The organism is Mesorhizobium sp. GbtcB19 (assembly GCF_019091085.1).
Lineage (GTDB): Bacteria > Pseudomonadota > Alphaproteobacteria > Rhizobiales > Rhizobiaceae > Mesorhizobium.
In genome coordinates this window covers 232339-249993 of the sequence record NZ_JAGXJY010000002.1, presented here as the reverse complement: position 1 = coordinate 249993, position 17655 = coordinate 232339, and the positions used below count along the sequence as shown (strand labels likewise).

Genomic DNA, 17655 nt, shown 5'->3' with positions numbered 1-17655 from the left:
TATCGATAGCGATGTGCAACATTGATATCGAAGCCGGGAGAGGCGCGTGGCGCGATCCAGACTGATGATCTTCGACTGCGACGGCGTTCTCGTCGACAGCGAGCCACTGGCCGCCAAGGCCTATGAGCGCGTCTATGACAAGCACGGCATGCCCGGCGTCCACGGCGGCATCATCGCGCAGTGCATCGGCATGAAGCAGTCGGATATCATCGCCAAGATCAAGACACTGACCGGCCATCAGTTCCCGCCCGCCGCAGAAGGCGACATTTGGGCCGAGACCAAGCTTCTATTCTCGGAGGAGCTTAAATCCACGCCGGGGATCGTGCCGTTCCTCGACGCGCTTGCCGGCGACCGCTGCGTCGCCTCGTCGTCCTCGGTCGAACGCATCAATCACAGCCTTTCGGTGACTGGCCTCTCGCGCTTCTTCGGCGAGGCGATCTTCTCCTCCTCGATGGTCAAGAACGGCAAGCCGGCGCCCGACATCTTCCTCTACGCGGCCGAAAAGATGGGCGCGAAGCCCGCCGACTGCATCGTCATCGAGGATTCGCCCTTCGGCATTCAAGGCGCGGTCGCGGCAGGCATGATCCCGATCGGCTATACCGGCGGCGGCCACACTTATCCTGAACACAGCGCGCGGTTGAAGGCTGCCGGCGCCGATTTCATCTGCGCCGACTGGCACGAAGTCGGCCGACAATTGGCGGGGCTTGGTGTGCCCGCCTAATCTAGCGGATATTTGGCAAATCCACGTGCTGCCCATTCGCCAGGCGGGACTAATGAGCCCACGCGGAAGTTGAAGGACAGGACCCTCGTCGCATCGGCGTCGACCTCACACCGAAAGTTTAGATTATACCAGGCTTTTCTGGTGCTGAAGGCGGCCAGCGGAGGGTTGAGAACATCGCCTTTGTCCAGCTTAATGGTTGGCACCCACTTGACCGGATAGTCTGCACTTTGCAATTCCCGGCTCAGAACGTTGCCGCAAAGAGTAGCCACGCGCTCACCACGCGGCACGTTGTCCATGGCGCTTGTGGCAAACGGATCTCCGGTCGCGCCCTGCGAATAGAGCTTTCGAACTCCGGGAAGGCCGGCATAGATCGGCGATCCCGCAGCGTCGTTGTTCGTCGGATTTGACTTTCCTGCCTTCCCAATTGGCGCCCTGAAAGCCCTTGCGGGTTTGAACGTCATTGTCTTGACCGGTTTGGGCTTTGCCTTGGCGGCCGAGGCTGGAGGTGCCGGCTCGCTGCCGGTCTCAGACGTCAATGGCTTTGGTGTTTCCGCTGCTTGCCGATCAGCGGTTTGCGGTTGCTCGTCCTGTTTCTGTGGCTGCTGCTTGTCGTTGTCTTCCGTCGCCTGCTTCTCCTCGCTTTGCGCGGGTTTGGCCTCCGGCGGGACGGCGCCAGGCTTCTCCTCCGGCTTGCTGGGCTGCGCCTGCTGCTCGGGACTAGCGGGTTGGGGGGAGGACTGGGGCGGCGCGGGTGTCGGCGCAACAGGCGGCTTCGCCGGCTCGTCCTTGGCCGGCTGCGGCGTGTTGGGCTTGGCACTTTCTCCGTCGAGGGATTTTTCCGGCCCGGTATCCTTTTTGCCATACTCGAAGACGCGCTTCAGAACCTGCTCGTCCGGCAGCTTCGGCTTCGGTGGTTCCGGAGGCGGTTTTTGTTCAGGTGGCTTTTCGACCTTCTGTTCAGGTTTCGGCGCCGGTGGCTTTGGGACGGGTTTTGGCTTCGGCTGCTCGGGCGGCGGCACGATAGCGACATTGACCGGCTGTTCCTGCTGATCAGGCTGTAGCTCGGGCCTCGGCAGGCCATAGAATAGAAAGGCTGCGATCAGCACATGCAGGAACAGCGATGCGGCCAGGGCCGATCGCCAATTGCGGAACCATTCCTGCAACTTGCCGTTCATGCCGCCCGATGTGGAACGAAACAGCGGCGGCTTCAAGCGTGGGAAGCGAAACGCTGCTGGCTATCCGCTTGACAAGTCGGTGATCTGGAAGCCGGCGCCTGTACGTTTTAGGCAGGTTCAGGGCCGGCCAGAGACGGCCTAGACCAGCATGCCCATCGGGTTTTCGATCATGCGCTTGAAGGCGCCGAGGAGTTCGGCGCCGAGCGCGCCGTCGACGGCGCGGTGATCGGTCGACAGCGTCACCGACATCACGTTGGCGATCTTGATCTCACCGTTCTTCACCACCGCCCGCTGCTCGCCCGCGCCGACCGCAAGGATCGTCGCATGCGGCGGGTTGATGACGGCGGCAAAATCCTTGATGCCGAACATGCCGAGATTGGACACCGCCGTCGTGCCACCCTGGTATTCTTCCGGCTTCAGCTTGCGGCTGCGGGCGCGGCTGGCGAGGTCCTTCATCTCGTTGGAGATGACCGACAGCGTCTTTTCATCGGCGTGGCGGATGATCGGCGTGATCAGGCCGCCGGGGATCGAGACGGCGACGCCGACATCGGCGTGCTTGTGTTTGACCATGGCGCTGTCGGTCCACGACGCGTTCGCATCCGGCACCGCCATCAGCGCCATGGCCATCGCCTTGATCACCATGTCGTTGACCGAGAGCTTGTAGGCCGGGGCCTCGCCTTTTTCCGTCTTCTTCGTCGGCGCAGCGGCATTCAACTGCGTGCGCAGTGCGAGCAGCGCGTCGAGCTCGCAGTCCAGCGTCAAATAGAAGTGCGGGATGGTGGACTTCGCCTGGACCAGACGGCGCGCGATGGTCTTGCGCATGTTGTCGTGCGGCACGAGCTCGTAGGAGCCTTCGGCGAACAGCTTCAGCACCTGGTCGTCCGACATCGGCTTCGGCGCAGGGGCCGGGGCGGATGACGGGATATCGGCCGGGCTTGGCGACACGATCTCGGCGGTCGGCTGCGCAGGGACGGCCGCGCCTTTCGCAGCGACCGCGGCCTCGACGTCGGCGCGCAGAACGCGACCGCGCGGACCGCTGCCTTGGATTTCAGCTATCTTAAGACCGGCTTCACGAGCCAAGCGGCGCGCCAGCGGCGTTGCGCGCTCGCCCTGCGATTGGCCAATCTCCCCCCTTGTGGGGGAGATGCCCGGCAGGGCAGAGGGGGGCGCGAAGGAACGAGACGTCGGAGGGACGGCGCCCCCCTCTGTCGGCTTCGCCGACATCTCCCCCATTTGGGGGGAGATTGGCGCGTTGTTCTGCGCCGTCTCAGCCGAATAGATCTCGTCATCGGCATAGATCCACGCCACCGGCTCACCGACGGGAATGTCGACACGCTCCTTGCCGGTGACGTTGCGCAGCGTGCCGCTGGCCGGCGCGTCGATCTCCATGGCGGCCTTGTCGGTCTCGATCTCGAAGAGCACGTCACCCTTCTTGACCGTGGCGCCCTCCTCGGCGAACCAGCGCGAGATCTGGCCGGTCGCCATGTCCATGTCGACCTTGGGTAGAATGACTTCGGTCGGCATCGCTCAGCGGACCCCTTTCACGAGGTCGCGGGCGGCGGCGATGATGTCGGGAACCTGCGGCACCGTCGCCTTTTCCAGGTCCGGATTGTAGGGGATCGGCGTCTCGGCGCCGCCGAGGCGCACGATCGGCGCGTCGAGATAGTCGAAGGCCTCGCTTTCGGCAACGAGCGCGCTCACTTCGGCGCCGATGCCAAGCGTCTTCACCGCCTCGTAAACGCAGAGCAGGCGCGAGGTTTTCTTCACGCTGTCGATGACGGTCTGCCGGTCGATCGGCCGGATCGTGCGCAAGTCGACCACTTCGATGTCGATGCCCTCGCCTTCCAGCGTTGCCGCGGCATCGAGCGCCTTCTGAACCATGATCGAGGTGGCGACGATGGTGAGGTCTCGCCCCTGGCGGCGGATCTCGGCCTTGCCGATCGGCACGGTGTAGTGGCCTTCCGGTACATGGCCCTTCATCTTGTAAAGCAGCTTGTGCTCGAAGATCATGACCGGGTCGGGATCGGCGACGGCGGCAAGCAGCATGCCTTTTGCATCATGCGGCGTCGCCGGCTGGATGACCTTTAGGCCAGGCACATGGCCGAGCCAGGCCTCCAGGCTCTGGCTGTGCTGCGCGGCAGCACCGGTGCCAGAACCGGCGGGGAAACGCATCACCAGCGGCACCGAAACCTCGCCGCCGAGCATGAAGCGCATTTTTGCCGCCTGGTTGACGATCTGCTCCATGCCGAGCGTGGCGAAATCCGAAAACTGGAACTCGAAGATCGGCCGCATGCCGGTGACGGCCGCGCCCACCGCGACGCCCGCGCCACCCAGTTCCGAGATCGGCGTGTCGATCACCCGGTCGGTGCCGTAGCGCTCGACGAGATCGCCGGTCACCTGGAAGGCGCCGCCATAAACGCCGATATCCTCGCCCATCAGGAAGACGCGCTCGTCCATGTCCATGGCGATCGCCATGGCTTCCTGGATCGCCTGCGCGTAGCTCAGTTCACGCACCGCGGCGTCCATCACGCATGCTCCGTGTAGACATAGTTCTCAAGGGTGGCGATCTCGGGCGCCGGGCTCGCCTTGGCGAACTCGATGCCGTCGGCGATCTCCTTGGCGACCGCGTCGCGGATCGCCTCGATGCCCTGTTCGTCGATGAAGCCGAAGTCGCGAAGCTCGTTCTCGAAGAGCGTGATCGGATCGCGGTTCGCCATCCAGTCCTCGATCTCCTCCTTGGTGCGGTAGCGGTTGCGGTCGCTCTTGGAATGGCCGCGATGGCGGTAGGTCTTGGATTCGATCAGCGTCGGCCCCTCGCCCGCGCGTGCCCGCTCGACAGCCTTGAAAGACGCTTCGGCGACCTCGGAAAAAATGTTGCCGTTGACGATGACGCCCGGCATCGAATAGGCGGCCGCGCGCTCGGCGATGTTCTTCACGGCCGTCGAACGCGCCGTCGAGGTCGACATGCCGTAGCCGTTGTTCTCGCACACGAAGATCACCGGCAGCTTCCAGATCGCCGCCATGTTGAGCGCCTCGTGGAAGGCGCCTTCATTGTTGGCGCCGTCGCCGAAGAAGGAGACCACGACCTTACCGGTCTTCATCATCTTGGAGGAGAGCGCGGCACCCACGGCGATCGGAATACCGCCGGCGACGATGCCGTTGGCGCCGAGATTGCCCTTGGCGACATCGGCGATGTGCATCGAGCCGCCGCGGCCCTTGCAGTAGCCGGTGGTCTTGCCGAAGAACTCGGCGAACATGCGGCTGACCTCGGCGCCCTTGGCGATGCAATGGCCGTGGCCGCGATGCGTCGAGGTGATCTGGTCATCCTCGGCGAGCGGCATGCAGATGCCCATGGCGCTCGCTTCCTGGCCGATCGACAGATGCATGGTGCCGTGGATGAGGCCGCGCATGTAGCACTCTTCCGCGCCTTCTTCGAAGCGGCGGATGAGATACATCTTGTGCAGCACTTGCCTGAGCTGCTCCGGGCTGTACTGGCGGTAGACGAATGGCAGGTTGGCGCGGCTATCGACGACGGCTTTGCTGGCTCCGGCCATGATCACGCCTCCACGGTGCCGTAGACGAGCTTGTCCTGGCGGGCGCGCAGCTCGGCGATCTTCGAGCCCGGCGCGGGCGCCGCATTGGCATAGGTGATCAGCTCGCCCTTCTTGACCGGCTGGGTGACCGAACCGCCCTGCAGCAGACCGCAGGGAATGGCCCGCGCGGCATGAGCCTCTGGCGCGGTCATGATCCAGGCGCGGTAGCAATACTCGCCGATGGCATCGAGCCTGTCGCCGGGTTTCATATCCTTCTTGGCGACGGCGCAGACCTCGGCTACGGGCTTGGCCAGCGGCACCATGTCGGCCTTGCCGTAGAGCACGACGCGGGCGCAGGTCAGCGGCACTTCGAGCGAGGTCAGGTGATACGGGCGATGGAAGGTGAAGTAAGGGCCCTTGCCCATCTTCAAATCTTCCATGCGTTCCGAAATGCGCGGATGCGACATGTCGGCTACGACGAAGACGCCGGGCGCCACGCCCTTGCCGATCGAATAGTCGACGACGCCAACCTTCGACAGCACGCCGCCGTCCTTCTCGGGCACCAGCACCTTCGACAATTCGCCGAGCGTCGCGGCAGGCCCATGCATGCCCGGCTTGTCGGGAACCAGTCCGGTGGCGTTGGCGATTGCCGCCATCTCGACCATGGTCTTCGAGCCGTCGACGAATTCGACCAGCATGCGCACATTCATATGCCGGCGCTTCGCCTCCTCCTCATAGTCGGGCGGCGTGGCGTCGATGTTGAGCGGGTTGTTCTTGCCCTTGCCGGCGGCAACGATCGGGTGGCCCATGGCGGAGACGAACTCGATCAGCTCCATGCAGGAAGACGGCTCGTCGCCGGCGCCGAGCGAATAAGTAACGCCGAGACGGTCGGCCTCGCTCTTAAGATAGGCGCCGATGGTGACGTCGGCCTCGACATTCATCATCACCAGATGCTTGCCGTGCTCCATGGCGCGCAAGCCGATCTCGGCGCCGACGGCTGGAACGCCGGTGGCATCAATGACGACGTCGATCAGGTCGTTGCCGATGATCAGGCTTGAATCGTTGGTGACGGCGATCTTGCCAGCCTCCATGGCAGCGGTCATGGCCGACGCGTTCGACACTTCCCGCGCGTGTCCGGCTTCCTGGAAAGCGATGTCCACTGCCTTGCTGGCCGCTGGCAGGTTCAGTTCGGAAATGGCGCCGATCTCGATGCCGGACATATGGGCGACGCGAGTGACGATGTCGGTTCCCATTTCGCCGGAGCCGATCAGGCCGATGCGGATGGGCTTGCCGGTCTTGGCGCGTTCCTCGAGATCGCGGGCAAGGCCCGTCAACGAAATGTTGGATGCCATACCGTGTATTCCTCCCATGTCGCATGCTGTTCGGTTGCTTGACCGGTATTGAACATATGTATTTCTGTCAAGACTAATGTCCAGAATTTGGGCATTAGCCGCTGCTTTTCGAATTGGTCCAACCGCAACGGCGAAAAGGCGCAAGCATCAAGGCGCGCACGCCAATTCGGGCGGCGATTGCCCGGCTCGTGGTCGAAAGCCGATCAGAACCGCCGGTTAGCGCGTTGGCTTGCGTTGCGAATATATCTAGGCGGGAATTGTTACTGGCAAACGTCGACCCATTCGGCGCCGACCAGAGCGGCCATGCGCTGCGGGGCGATGCGCACGGCGGCATTGGTGGCGCCGGCGGCGGGAACGACCTCCCCGAAAGGCTGGAGCGACAGATCGCAATAGATGGGCAACCGCGCCGGCAGGCCGAACGGACAGACGCCGCCGGGTGGATGGCTGGTGGCGGCCAGCACCTCGTCGCCGGTCAGCATGCGCGGCTTGCCGCCCATCCTGTCCTTGAACTTTCGGTTGTCGAGTCTGGCGGTGCCGCTGGTCACGACCAGCATGGCCTCGTCGCCGACACGCAGGCAGATCGTCTTGGCGATCTGTGCCGGCGTCACGCCATGGGCTTCGGCCGCCAGCGCCACCGTTGCCGAGCTTGCTTCGGTGACAATGACTTCGATGTCGGGCGCATGCTCGGCAAAGAAGGCGCGAACCGATTCCAAGCTCATGGTGATCCCCTCGTCTGTCGAACAGCGGCGATCCGGCGAATTGCATGACCCAACCGCTATTGGCAAGAGCCAGCGCCAGGGCTTCGCATGCACTAAAAAGCCCGCCGGGCAAACCGCGGCGGGCTCTTGAATGGACGCTTTTCGTGCCGCTATTGCTGCGTGGGCCGATTCTCGGCGGCCGGCACTCTGATCAATTCCTCTTCCGGCATCTGCAATGCCGAGGCTATGCGCCGGAGCTTGGCGGGATCGGCGTCCTTGCCGTCCTCGATGTCGACGATCTCGCCCACGGCGAGGCCGCAGGTCAAAGAGAGTTCCTCGATCGTATATCCCCTCGTTTCGCGCGCGGCCTTGAACGGATTGAGGCCGGACGCGGCAATGATGTCGTTGGAAACGGCGTTCCGTGCGGTGTTGGGCATGGCAACTCCTTTGGATGAAACAGGGTCTGATGAAATGTGGCGTTGCCTGAGACGGGCGGGAGAATGCTCGTTAACAAATGATTTGCCAAGAGCTTAGGCCGTCACGCCATCGTGAAGCGGCATTCCGGCCGGTTTCGCAGGCCTCGTACATGTAAGATCGCGTGGCGCCCAATCAAGTTCTTTTGAAGCCCCACGACCGGTTTCGCCGACATTTTCGGCGCGTCGATTCGTTAGCTAGCCGTCACCGGCAGCCAAAACCCGCGCGCCGGGCATTTCACGGAAGGACCGAATGCCATGAATTTGAAATCATTCGCAATTGTGCTCGGCACTGTCTCGAGCGTCATCTGCGCGACGGGAGCGTGGGCGGCGGATGACGCACGTGTTCGAGGCACTGTCGTCGGCGTAGCCGGATCGACGCTCACGGTGAAGGACCGCGACGGCAAGACCGATGCGATCACGCTTGCCGACGGCTGGAAGATCTCGGGTGTCGCCAAGGCGTCGACGGGCGACATCAAGCAGGGCGATTTTCTCGGCATAGCCTCGATTTCCAAGGCCGATGGCGGCAGCGGCGCGCTGGAGGTCGTAATCTTCCCGGCGGCGCTGAAGGGCACCGGAGAAGGCGACCGCGACTGGGATCTGCAGCCCAACAGCCGCATGACCAACGGCACTGTGGCCGACGTCACCGAAATCCAGGGCCGCACGGTCACGCTTACCTATGACAACGGCCAGAAAAAGCAGATCGCGATCCCGCAGACGACGCCGGTCGTGACATTCGCCGCCGCCACGCCGGCGGATCTCGCGCCGGGCGTCGCGGTGTTCGTCAACGCCGAGCGCGGCAGCGACGGCAAGCTCGTCGCGAACCGGGTCGTAGTCGGGAATCACGGCGTCGCGCCGCCCATGTGAGAGGCCAGGCAGCCGCATCCCAGATTTACCGCGATCTTCGCCTGGCAGGCGGGCAGGCGAGGCAACCGGACTTCCCAGAAACAATCCAGAAACAAAAATCTACATTTGGGAAAAATTGTCGAAAAAAACCAGGCGGATAGTCCTTGTTGCGAGGCTTGGGTCTCGGACTTGATCCGGTGAATCCCGGAACGCCCGCTTAACAAGGAAACGAGTCATGAAGAAGTCCCTTCTCTCAGCGCTCGGGCTGGCTCTGGCCCTGGCGTTCACCATGCCGATCCTGGGCGCCACCAGCGCTGATGCGGCTCCGATGAAGAAGCATCATCGTCATCATCACAGGCATCATCGCCGGCACCATCATCACCATCACTACCGTCGCCACCACCATCATCACAACCACCACATGTGATCCTTCCCGCTTGCCGATGGGAAGGCGAGCCTTCGCTTGTTGAGCGACCCCGACCTTCCCATCGGAGTTTTCCACCTAGAGCGTTTCACTGTTTCACGGAAACGGCGAACCGCCCTATCCCTTTGTTTTTACGCAATTCCGGACGGAAAACCGCTCACACTTTTCCTGGAATTGCTCTAAGCATCCGGCGATGCCGAACCGCCCTCCGGAATGCGCCTGATGGGGATCAACGCCGACCTGCCGGCCAGACACCGCCTGGTGCTGATGGCCGCCCGAATCCTCCTCACCCTTCGCCATCCCTTGCTCATTGCCCGCTTCGCCAGCAGGTTGGGCTATCTGCCGAACCCTGCCGTCCCGACGCGCTATAACGAGCTGATGCTCTGGCGGAAGATCATCGACCACAATCCGCTGTTCGTGACGCTGACCGACAAGCTGACGGCAAAGGCCTATATCCGCGCCGCCTGTCCTGAGTTGCCGGTCCCCGAAACGCTGTGGTCCGGCCGCAATCCGGAAGACGTGCCGCCGGAACTGCTTGCCGGCCAGGTCGTCGTCAAAACCAATCATGGCTGCGAGATGAACATCTTCGTTTCCGGCGGCCGGCCCGGACGGGCGGAAATCGTGCGCAAGACAAAGCGGTGGCTCAAGAGACGCTTCGGGCGACGCCACGGCGAATGGGCCTATTGGCCAATCGCCCCCGTCGTCCTCATCGAGGAGCAGCTGAAACTCTGCGGCGGAACGATCGCCACCGACATCAAGGTTCATGTCTGCAGCGGCGACATCAGCCATGTCTGGGCGGAGGACAAGATCGCCAAGCGCTCGCATCTGTTCGACGGCGACGGCCAACCGTTACCCGGACGCGATCCCGACTATCCGCGCGAGGATCAATCTTTGCCGCTCAGCCCTGCCCTGCTCGACTTCGTCCGACAGGCTATAGCGCTGGCGCCACGCATCGCCGGCGAGCTCGATCATGCCAGGATCGATTTCCTGGTAACGGACAAAGGCCTCCATGCCGGCGAGATATGCATCTATTCCGCTGCCGGCTACGGTACATGGACCAACCCCTTAATCGCAGAGCGGCTCGAACGGCTTTGGCGGCTGGAAGACTCTGACTATCTCAGGCGTCGGCACCGCGGCGTGAGCGGCCTCTACGCCGAGGCGTTGCTGGCCAGATGCGCGGCGCGCGCAACACGAAAACAAATGCGCGCCTGACAAACCGCGCGCAGCCGAATGAGACGGAAATGGCGACCGTCAGGGACGGCCGCCATTTCTGTTTCATAGCTCGTCGAAACGATCAGCGCCTGCTGATGAGCAGCCCAGCAAGCAGCCCGACCACGACCAGGCCGACAGCAGCGGCCGTTGCCGGGTGGTCGCGCGCCGTCCGTTCGAGCGCCCTGCCTTTGCGCCTGATCGCAGGCAGCGTCTCATGCAGGCGATCGGCGAGCTCCGAATAATAGTCGGATGCCGCCTCGCGACCGTCCTCGTAATAAGCGTCGCCGCGCCTAGCCAGGACTTTCTTGAGATCGTTCAGTTGCCGCGAGAGCTTTGCGACTTGCCTGTCGAGATCAAGATCGGAAAGGGTCGAAAACGATGCCATGCTGCATTGTCCTTCTCTTGGACAAGGCTAACGCATGGGCGAAGCGCCAGTTCCGGCACGTTGAGGCGCAGCGGAGGCAAGTTAAATGACGGCCGGTCAGCGAACCTGGTCGAGTAGGCGTTTGCATTCCAGGAGGTCGAACAGCGCCTCCTGCAGCAAGGCGCGGTTGTCGCGCGACAATTTCGAAGCGTCAGGTTGAACCGGGCCTTCGTCGTCGCTCTTGCCGAGGCCGAAGAAACGGCGGCTGGGCTTCACCTTCGGCTGGCCGACCAACGCATCCTCGTCGCCGCGCGGTTGCGCGGCCGCCGTCAGCGGCACCTGTTCGGCCTGGCGGCGCTGGGCGATCGCCTCCACGGCGGCCATGTCGCCATTGCCGATGGCGACCAGAAAATGGTTGCCGTTCTCGCGCAGCAGCTTCTGCACGCCTTTGATCGTATAGCCCTGATCGTAGAGCATATGCCTGATGCCCTTGATCAGTTCGACGTCCTGCGGCCGGTAGTAGCGGCGGCCGCCGCCGCGCTTCATCGGCTTGATCTGGGTGAACCGCGTCTCCCAGAAACGCAGCACGTGCTGCGGCAGATCGAGATCTTCCGCGACTTCGCTGATGGTGCGGAAAGCGTCGGGACTCTTGTCCATGGGCCAATCCTCCACACTGGACCACGATCCGGCGCATGATGCCGAATCGGCCCTTATTTCAGCGATTTATGAAACGATATTCAAGCCCAGCGTCAAAACGACCGGCGGTTTTCAACCGCATTCGCCAGCAAACTACTTGCCGCCCTTGCCCTTGCTGTTCTGGTGCGACCGCAGGATCCGGCTCTTGAGCACATTCGACGATTTGAACGTCATCACCCGGCGCGGCAGGATCGGCACTTCCTCACCGGTCTTTGGATTGCGGCCGATGCGCTCGTTCTTCGAACGGACATGGAAGGTGGCGAAGGACGACAGCTTTACCGTCTCGCCACGAACGATGGCTTCGCAGATTTCGTCCAGCACAGCCTCGACGAGCTCCGCCGATTCCGTTCGCGACAAACCAACCTTCCGGTAAACGGCTTCAGCAAGGTCGGCACGCGTAAGTGTCTTTCCCCCCATGCGACCGTCCCATCTGCTCGCAAAAACGTAAATCGATACAGGTAAAGGCAGAGCCTAAGTAATTGATCCGTCAAGGTCAAGAACCGAACCGGCGCGTTCGGCACTTACCAGCGGAGCAACACCGCGCCCCAGGTGAAACCCCCACCCATCGCCTCGAGAAGCACCAGGTCACCCTTCTTGATGCGGCCGTCGGCGACGGCCACCGAGAGCGCCAGAGGCACCGAGGCAGCCGAGGTGTTACCGTGTAAATCGACGGTGACCACCACTTTCTGCTCGGCAATCCCGAGCTTCTTGGCGGAAGCGTCAATAATCCGTTTATTGGCCTGATGCGGCACGAACCAGTCGAGGTCCTCAGCCGTTATGCCCGCATCGCCGAAGGTCGCCTCGATGACGTCGGTGATCATGCCGACGGCATGCTTGAACACCTCACGGCCTTCCATCCTGAGATGGCCGACGGTTCCCGTGGTCGATGGGCCGCCGTCGACGAAAAGCTTGTCCTTGTGCACACCGTCGGAGCGCAGGCTCGCCGCCAGCACGCCGCGATCGGTGATCGCGCCGACGCCTTCTTCCGCTTCGAGAACCAGCGCGCCGGCGCCGTCGCCGAACAGCACGCAGGTCGAGCGATCGTTCCAGTCAAGGATGCGCGAGAAGGTTTCCGAGCCGATCACCAGGACACGTTTGGCCAGGCCGCCACGAATATAAAGATCGGCGGTGGCGACGGCATAGACGAAGCCGGAGCACACGGCCTGCATGTCGAAGGCAAAGCCGTGATGCATGCCGAGCCGGTTCTGGATCTCGACTGCGGTCGCCGGGAAGGTGTTGTTGGGCGTCGACGTCGCCAGGATGATGAGGTCGATATCGGCGGGCGTCATGCCGGCGCTGCTCAGCGCGGCGCGCGCCGCCGCCTCGCCCAGCGAGGCCGTCGTCTCGTCATCGGCCGCGACGTGGCGCTGGCGAATGCCGGTGCGCTGGACGATCCACTCATCGGAGGTCTCGACCATGCCTTCGAAATCGGCATTCTTCATGATGCGGCGGGGCAGCGCGGCACCGTTGCCGCGCACGACTGATCTGATCAAAGCTCTTTCCTATTCCTCGGCGTCGGCGGAGACGCCGGATTTCCTGTTTGCCTGGGCAGTCGGGTTGCGCGCATGGAACAGATCGAGGTCGGCCTCGATCCGGTCAAGCAAATTGTTGCGCACCATGTCGTAGCCGAGCTCGATGGCCGCCGCAAAGCCATCCGAATCGGCGCCGCCATGGCTTTTCACCACGATGCCGTTCAATCCCAGGAAGACGCCGCCATTGGAGCGACCGACATCCATCTTCTCACGCAGCCTGTCGAACGCACCCTTGGCGAAGACATAACCGATCTTGGCCATCAGCGTGCGGCTCATCGCGGCGCGCAGATAGCCGGCGATCTGCCTCGCCGTGCCTTCGGCGGTCTTGAGCGCGATGTTGCCGGCAAAGCCCTCGGTGACCACCACGTCGACCGTGCCCTTGCCGATATCGTCGCCTTCGACGAAGCCGCGATAATTCATCGAAGCCATATTGGCCTCGCGCAGCATGCGGCCGGCCTCCTTGACCTCTTCCTGGCCCTTGATCTCCTCGACGCCGACATTGAGCAGGCCGACGCTCGGCCGCTCGATGCCGAACACCGAGCGCGCCATGCCAGTGCCCAGAATGGCGAAGTCGATGAGCTGATGCGCATCCGCGCCAATGGTGGCGCCGACATCGAGCACCACGCTTTCGCCGCGCGTCGTCGGCCAAAGAGCTGCGATCGCCGGACGATCGATGGTGGCCATGGTGCGCAGGCAGAATTTCGACATCGCCATCAGCGCGCCGGTATTGCCGGCCGAGATGCAGGCCTGCGCGCTACCGCTCTTTACCGCCTCGACGGCCTTCCACATCGACGACTTCCAGCGGCCCTGACGCAGCGCCTGGCTCGGCTTGTCGTCCATGCGCACGGCGATCTCGCAATGAACGAATTCGCTCACTTCGGCGAGTTTCGGGAACTTGGCCAGTTCGGGGCGCACTACATCCTCGCGGCCATAGATGACGAAGCGGATGTCGGGGCGGCGGATGGCGACCGTCATCAGCGCCGGGATGACCACGCTCGGTCCGTGATCGCCGCCCATGGCATCGATGGAAATTCTGATCACGTAGTGCTTTTCTCACGGTTTGCCTGGCTTGCGGCGGACGCCTGCCGAGGTAAGGGGGCTCGCGAAGGTTCGGCGAAAATAGCGGTTTTGCGCCTGCGCACAACCAACTTTTCCAAAATCCGGACCACTCTCAGGATTTTCCAAGCAGCGAACGCAGCTTTTTCTGGAATTCGCTTTCCTCGGGCTGTTCGTCGCCGGCGACGTCGAGCGAGGCTCCCTGCTTGCGCGGATAGGGGTCTATCGCCAGGCCGAAAAACTGTTCGGCCAGCGCGCCGACGTCGATACTGTCGCCGGAAAACGTCTCCGGGCTGTCCGGTCCGTCGGCGTCGAGGATGATCTCGCCGCCGCCTTCGAACCCCTCGCGCCCAAGCTTGGACTGCTCGGGCAAAAACAGCGCTTCGACCGGCTCGTCGATATGCGCGGTCACGGGCTCCAGGGTGACGATGCATGCCTGGGTGATGTCGGCCTCGACGCGGCCGGTGACCTTGACACCGTTGCGCTTCCAGGAAGCCACAAGCAGTTCGGCGCGGTAACGCTCGACCGAAAGCAGATCATATTCGGCGGCAAGCGCGGCGCGCTGCCGCTCATCGGCCTCGACGACGACCGGCAGGCCTTTTTGCGGCAGCCGCGCGACATTGGCGACAAAGGATACCGGGCTGCGCGGTTCAGGGTCCTTCATGCTGGCCTCCTTCACGCCGCCCCGGCGGCCGGGAACGCGACCGTGCCGGCGGCAATCGATTCGGTAGGCTGCGCGGCAAGCTTTTGCGAGGCATCGCCAACATAGTCCGCCAGCAGCGGTGCCTGCGGCCAGGCGCCGGCGTCCGGCCTGACATTGCGGGCGAGCGCCGCCGCAAGCGCCACCCGGTCGTCCTGCTTGAGGGCGTCGTCATAAGCGGCCGTGCGGCCGTAAAACATCTTCGCGAGCTTCTTCATGCGTTTGGGCACGCCGACATCGCTGATGCCGAGCTCGCGCAGCGAATGCTCGACGTCGAGGAAGAACTCGTCGATCAGCACCTGCGCGACCTCGGCCGCCACGCCTTGCTCGCCGCGCAGCCGGCGCTGGACGAGATACATGTGCAGCGACAGCATCTCGAAGCGGCCGAGCGGCGTATCCGGCACATTCCAGTCGGAATAAAACAATGTTTGCCGCGCCGCCGCCACGATTTGTGCGTACAGCGCGTCGGTGATAGCGCGGTTGGCATTGCGTTCGCGGCCAAAAAGGCGCTGGAACATTGAGGGCGGTCTCCCGGGGACCTGTTGTTTGATTTGGCCTTGTTGCATCGGCATGCAAGCTGGTTTACCGGTTTTGCGGCCCAGCGCAAGTTGCGGGGATGTGATGGAGAATTGTTGTTGGGTGCGCTGAAATTCAAGTCGTTCTTTGCGCCCGCCCCGGTGGGCGTGGCGTCGCTGCTGGTGGTGGTATCGGCGCTTTCCGCCTGCAATTCGTCCAAGATGTTCGGCGATCTCCATCCAACCGAGACGCTGACGAAAGGTTATGTCATCGACCAGCAGGCGATCGATTCGGTCCCGGTCGGGTCGAGCCGCGAACAGGTGCTTCTGGCGCTGGGCACGCCGTCGACGACGGCCACCTTCGACAACGAGGCCTTCTACTACATCTCGCAGACGCGCAAGCGCTACGTCGCCTTCGACAATCCGCACATCATCGACCAGCATGTGCTGGCGGTCTATTTCGGCGCCGACAGCCGCGTCACCCAGATCGCCAATTACGGTCTCAAGGACGGCAAGATCTTCGACTTCATCTCGAGGACCACGCCGACCGGTGGCAAGGACCAGAACTTCCTCAGCCAGGTCATCAAGGGCGCGTCGAAGATCGCCCCTGGCATCCCAGGCGGCAGTACGCCTTGAGTTTATCCATCCGGCAAAGCCCGACAAGCCAGGACCCGCCGATTGGCGGGTCTTTTTGTTTCCAGCGGGCGGCAAGCCGGCTGCGCTTGCTTATGCCCGTATAGCCACGTATGACTTCGCGGCAAGTTCCAGGGGGCTGGGATATGGGCAACAACGAGCGCACCGTACCGCAAGGCTGGATGGCCACGGGCACGCCCGACGGCCAGACCGTGACGTCTGATTGGCTTGTCATCGATCCTCCGACGATCGACGGCGTGACCTTCAAGGAAATCAGACCTGTCGCCACGGCGACCGGCTACCTGACCGAGGTGTATCGCGCGGAGTGGGGGTTGGATGGCCTGCCGGTAGGGCAGGTTTTTCAACGCACCATGTATCCAGGAGGTGTCACCGGCTGGCATGCCCATGCGGTGACGCTGGACCGGCTGTTCTGCTCGACCGGCAGCGTGCGCATTTCCTTGTTCGACGGACGCAAGGCCTCGCCTACTTTCGGCGCGGTCTGGCACAAGATCGTCGGCGCGGTCAGGCCGGCGCTCGTCGTCATTCCGCCCGGCGTCTGGCATGGCGTCGCCTCGCTCGGACCGGAAACGGCTTTGGTGCTCAACATGGTCGACAAGGCCTATTCCTTCGAGAGCCCCGACCACTGGCGCCTGCCGCCCGATACCGAGCACATTCCCTACAAGCTGGTCTAGGCATGACGCTGCCCGGCCAGCCCTATCAAGCTGCGCGGATCGAGCCGCTGGTGTCGGTCGTCATCGCCACGCACAACCGTCCGGCAGCCTTGCGGCAAGCGTTGAAGAGCGTCATCGGCCAGACATTGCAGGACTGGGAAGCGATCGTCGTCGGCGACGCCTGCCGCGCGGACACTGCCGCGACGGTCGCGGCGTTTGCTGATAGCCGGATCTCCTACATCGATCTGCCGGTGAATTTCGGCGAGCAGTCCGGTCCCAACAATATCGGCTTTGCCCGGGCGCGAGGCCGGTTCGTCGCCATCCTGAACCATGACGACCTGTGGTTTCCCGACCACCTGGCGGCAACAACGGGGTGGACCGACGCGACTGGAGCCGATGCCGTGATCGCCCGCGGGGCGGCCATCCATCCGGACTACAAGGCCGGCGGCGAAGCCAGGAACGCCATTTTCGGCAACGGCAGGGACGGCTTCTACGACCCTGTCATCACGCTCGGCTTCGGCTCCGCGCAAGTTGTTCGGCGCGCGGCGCTGGAGAGGCTGGGAGGCTGGCGGCCGGCCAGCCAATGCTATTGCGAAACCTCGCAGGACTGGCTGTTCCGCGCCTGGCGCAAGGGGGCGAAGATCGCGACGCTGCCGCATCTCACCGTGCTCAAACTGCATTCGGGGATGCGCAAGGGCAGCTATGCGCATGACGATGCGCGGGAACTGGAGGAACTCGTCGATGCGATGAGCGCACCCGATGCGCTGCGCGCCACGATACTGGCGAGCGCCACCGAGCCGCGGCAACCCGGCCCGTTCAGCTATCTCAAGCGCCGGCTGATGGCCGCGCTCGGCATTCATCCTCGAGCGCGATCGTTCCGCCGCAAACATGCGCGCGGCGGGTTCGTCGAGACGTTGCGCAAGGTTCGAGGGCTGTCGCCGATGCCGGAGGGCGAACCGGATTTGAACCAGTTGCTGGCGCGTTACCGGGCGTCGGGCGACGATCGGAAATCCGGCTGACGCGACGCCGCCGGCGCACTGACAACCGCTCAAAT

General features: G+C 63.3%; 21 protein-coding genes. 7 read left to right on the top strand and 14 right to left on the bottom strand.

Translation table 11 applies throughout. The annotated features are described in order from the left end of the window. Positions 1 to 46: 46 nt before the first annotated feature. Positions 47 to 721: an HAD family phosphatase gene (locus KVT37_RS05175; RefSeq protein WP_217570357.1), complete on the top strand. Its 675-nt coding sequence runs from the start codon at positions 47 to 49 to the stop codon at positions 719 to 721. On the opposite strand, the gene KVT37_RS05170 is transcribed toward KVT37_RS05175, so the two are convergent. The 7 genes from KVT37_RS05170 to KVT37_RS05140 all read right to left on the bottom strand — a co-directional run bounded on the left by KVT37_RS05170 (position 718) and on the right by KVT37_RS05140 (position 7916). Beyond that, entirely contained in the window at positions 718 to 1896 is a 1179-nt protein-coding gene (locus tag KVT37_RS05170) for a DUF930 domain-containing protein (RefSeq protein WP_217570915.1), read from the bottom strand. The genes KVT37_RS05175 and KVT37_RS05170 overlap by 4 nt on opposite strands. Positions 1897 to 2034: 138 nt before the next feature. Beyond that, positions 2035 to 3420 (bottom strand): pyruvate dehydrogenase complex dihydrolipoamide acetyltransferase, encoded by a 1386-nt coding sequence (locus KVT37_RS05165; RefSeq protein ID WP_217570355.1) that lies wholly within the window; start codon positions 3418 to 3420, stop codon positions 2035 to 2037. Between the two features lie 3 nt (positions 3421 to 3423). After that, the gene (locus KVT37_RS05160) at positions 3424 to 4422 is read right to left on the bottom strand and encodes an alpha-ketoacid dehydrogenase subunit beta (protein WP_217570353.1); all 999 of its coding nucleotides are present in this window, start codon (positions 4420 to 4422) and stop codon (positions 3424 to 3426) included. Then, positions 4422 to 5450, bottom strand: coding sequence for a thiamine pyrophosphate-dependent dehydrogenase E1 component subunit alpha (locus KVT37_RS05155; RefSeq protein WP_217570351.1), 1029 nt, complete (start codon positions 5448 to 5450; stop codon positions 4422 to 4424). Before KVT37_RS05155 ends, KVT37_RS05160 begins: the two co-directional genes overlap by 1 nt. 2 nt (positions 5451 to 5452) lie before the next feature. Next, positions 5453 to 6781, bottom strand: a complete 1329-nt coding sequence (locus KVT37_RS05150; protein WP_217570349.1) for an NAD(P)H-dependent oxidoreductase — start codon at positions 6779 to 6781, stop codon at positions 5453 to 5455. 260 nt (positions 6782 to 7041) lie between these two features. Then, positions 7042 to 7500 (bottom strand): YbaK/EbsC family protein, encoded by a 459-nt coding sequence (locus KVT37_RS05145; RefSeq protein ID WP_217570347.1) that lies wholly within the window; start codon positions 7498 to 7500, stop codon positions 7042 to 7044. Between the two features lie 149 nt (positions 7501 to 7649). After that, a complete protein-coding gene (locus KVT37_RS05140) occupies positions 7650 to 7916 on the bottom strand; it encodes a helix-turn-helix domain-containing protein (protein WP_217570345.1) in 267 nt (88 codons plus the stop codon). Between the two features lie 294 nt (positions 7917 to 8210). Between KVT37_RS05140 and KVT37_RS05135 the strand changes: the two genes are divergently transcribed. From KVT37_RS05135 to KVT37_RS05125, 3 genes are all read left to right on the top strand, one after another. After that, positions 8211 to 8819 carry a hypothetical protein gene (locus tag KVT37_RS05135; RefSeq protein ID WP_217570343.1) on the top strand — a complete coding sequence of 203 codons (609 nt, stop codon included), beginning with the start codon at positions 8211 to 8213 and terminating at the stop codon, positions 8817 to 8819. A 214-nt stretch (positions 8820 to 9033) separates the two neighbouring features. Continuing rightward, a complete protein-coding gene (locus KVT37_RS05130) occupies positions 9034 to 9225 on the top strand; it encodes a hypothetical protein (RefSeq protein ID WP_217570341.1) in 192 nt (63 codons plus the stop codon). A gap of 219 nt (positions 9226 to 9444) precedes the next feature. Then, complete coding sequence (locus tag KVT37_RS05125; RefSeq protein ID WP_217570339.1) at positions 9445 to 10434, top strand: ATP-grasp fold amidoligase family protein; 990 nt, start codon at positions 9445 to 9447, stop codon at positions 10432 to 10434. Between the two features lie 82 nt (positions 10435 to 10516). On the opposite strand, the gene KVT37_RS05120 is transcribed toward KVT37_RS05125, so the two are convergent. From KVT37_RS05120 to KVT37_RS05090, 7 genes are all read right to left on the bottom strand, one after another. Further along, a complete protein-coding gene (locus KVT37_RS05120; RefSeq protein ID WP_217570337.1) occupies positions 10517 to 10819 on the bottom strand; it encodes a YqjD family protein in 303 nt (100 codons plus the stop codon). Between the two features lie 96 nt (positions 10820 to 10915). Continuing rightward, on the bottom strand, positions 10916 to 11455 hold the full coding sequence (locus KVT37_RS05115) for a MerR family transcriptional regulator (RefSeq protein ID WP_042640150.1): 540 nt from the start codon (positions 11453 to 11455) through the stop codon (positions 10916 to 10918). 132 nt (positions 11456 to 11587) lie between these two features. Next, the gene (locus KVT37_RS05110; RefSeq protein WP_023815657.1) at positions 11588 to 11911 is read right to left on the bottom strand and encodes an integration host factor subunit alpha; all 324 of its coding nucleotides are present in this window, start codon (positions 11909 to 11911) and stop codon (positions 11588 to 11590) included. Positions 11912 to 12015: 104 nt separating this feature from the next. Further along, on the bottom strand, positions 12016 to 12987 hold the full coding sequence (locus KVT37_RS05105; protein WP_217570335.1) for a beta-ketoacyl-ACP synthase III: 972 nt from the start codon (positions 12985 to 12987) through the stop codon (positions 12016 to 12018). A 9-nt stretch (positions 12988 to 12996) separates the two neighbouring features. Next, positions 12997 to 14067 carry a phosphate acyltransferase PlsX gene (gene plsX, locus KVT37_RS05100; RefSeq protein ID WP_217570333.1) on the bottom strand — a complete coding sequence of 357 codons (1071 nt, stop codon included), beginning with the start codon at positions 14065 to 14067 and terminating at the stop codon, positions 12997 to 12999. Positions 14068 to 14197: 130 nt separating this feature from the next. Further along, a complete protein-coding gene (locus KVT37_RS05095; protein ID WP_217570331.1) occupies positions 14198 to 14746 on the bottom strand; it encodes a DUF177 domain-containing protein in 549 nt (182 codons plus the stop codon). A gap of 11 nt (positions 14747 to 14757) precedes the next feature. Beyond that, entirely contained in the window at positions 14758 to 15300 is a 543-nt protein-coding gene (locus KVT37_RS05090) for a ubiquinol-cytochrome C chaperone family protein (protein ID WP_217570329.1), read from the bottom strand. Positions 15301 to 15417: 117 nt separating this feature from the next. Between KVT37_RS05090 and KVT37_RS05085 the strand changes: the two genes are divergently transcribed. From KVT37_RS05085 to KVT37_RS05075, 3 genes are all read left to right on the top strand, one after another. Then, on the top strand, positions 15418 to 15933 hold the full coding sequence (locus KVT37_RS05085) for an outer membrane protein assembly factor BamE (RefSeq protein ID WP_217570327.1): 516 nt from the start codon (positions 15418 to 15420) through the stop codon (positions 15931 to 15933). Positions 15934 to 16076: 143 nt separating this feature from the next. Beyond that, on the top strand, positions 16077 to 16622 hold the full coding sequence (locus tag KVT37_RS05080) for a dTDP-4-dehydrorhamnose 3,5-epimerase family protein (protein WP_254633821.1): 546 nt from the start codon (positions 16077 to 16079) through the stop codon (positions 16620 to 16622). Positions 16623 to 16624: 2 nt separating this feature from the next. Next, positions 16625 to 17620 (top strand): glycosyltransferase, encoded by a 996-nt coding sequence (locus KVT37_RS05075; RefSeq protein WP_217570325.1) that lies wholly within the window; start codon positions 16625 to 16627, stop codon positions 17618 to 17620. Positions 17621 to 17655 lie beyond the last annotated feature (35 nt).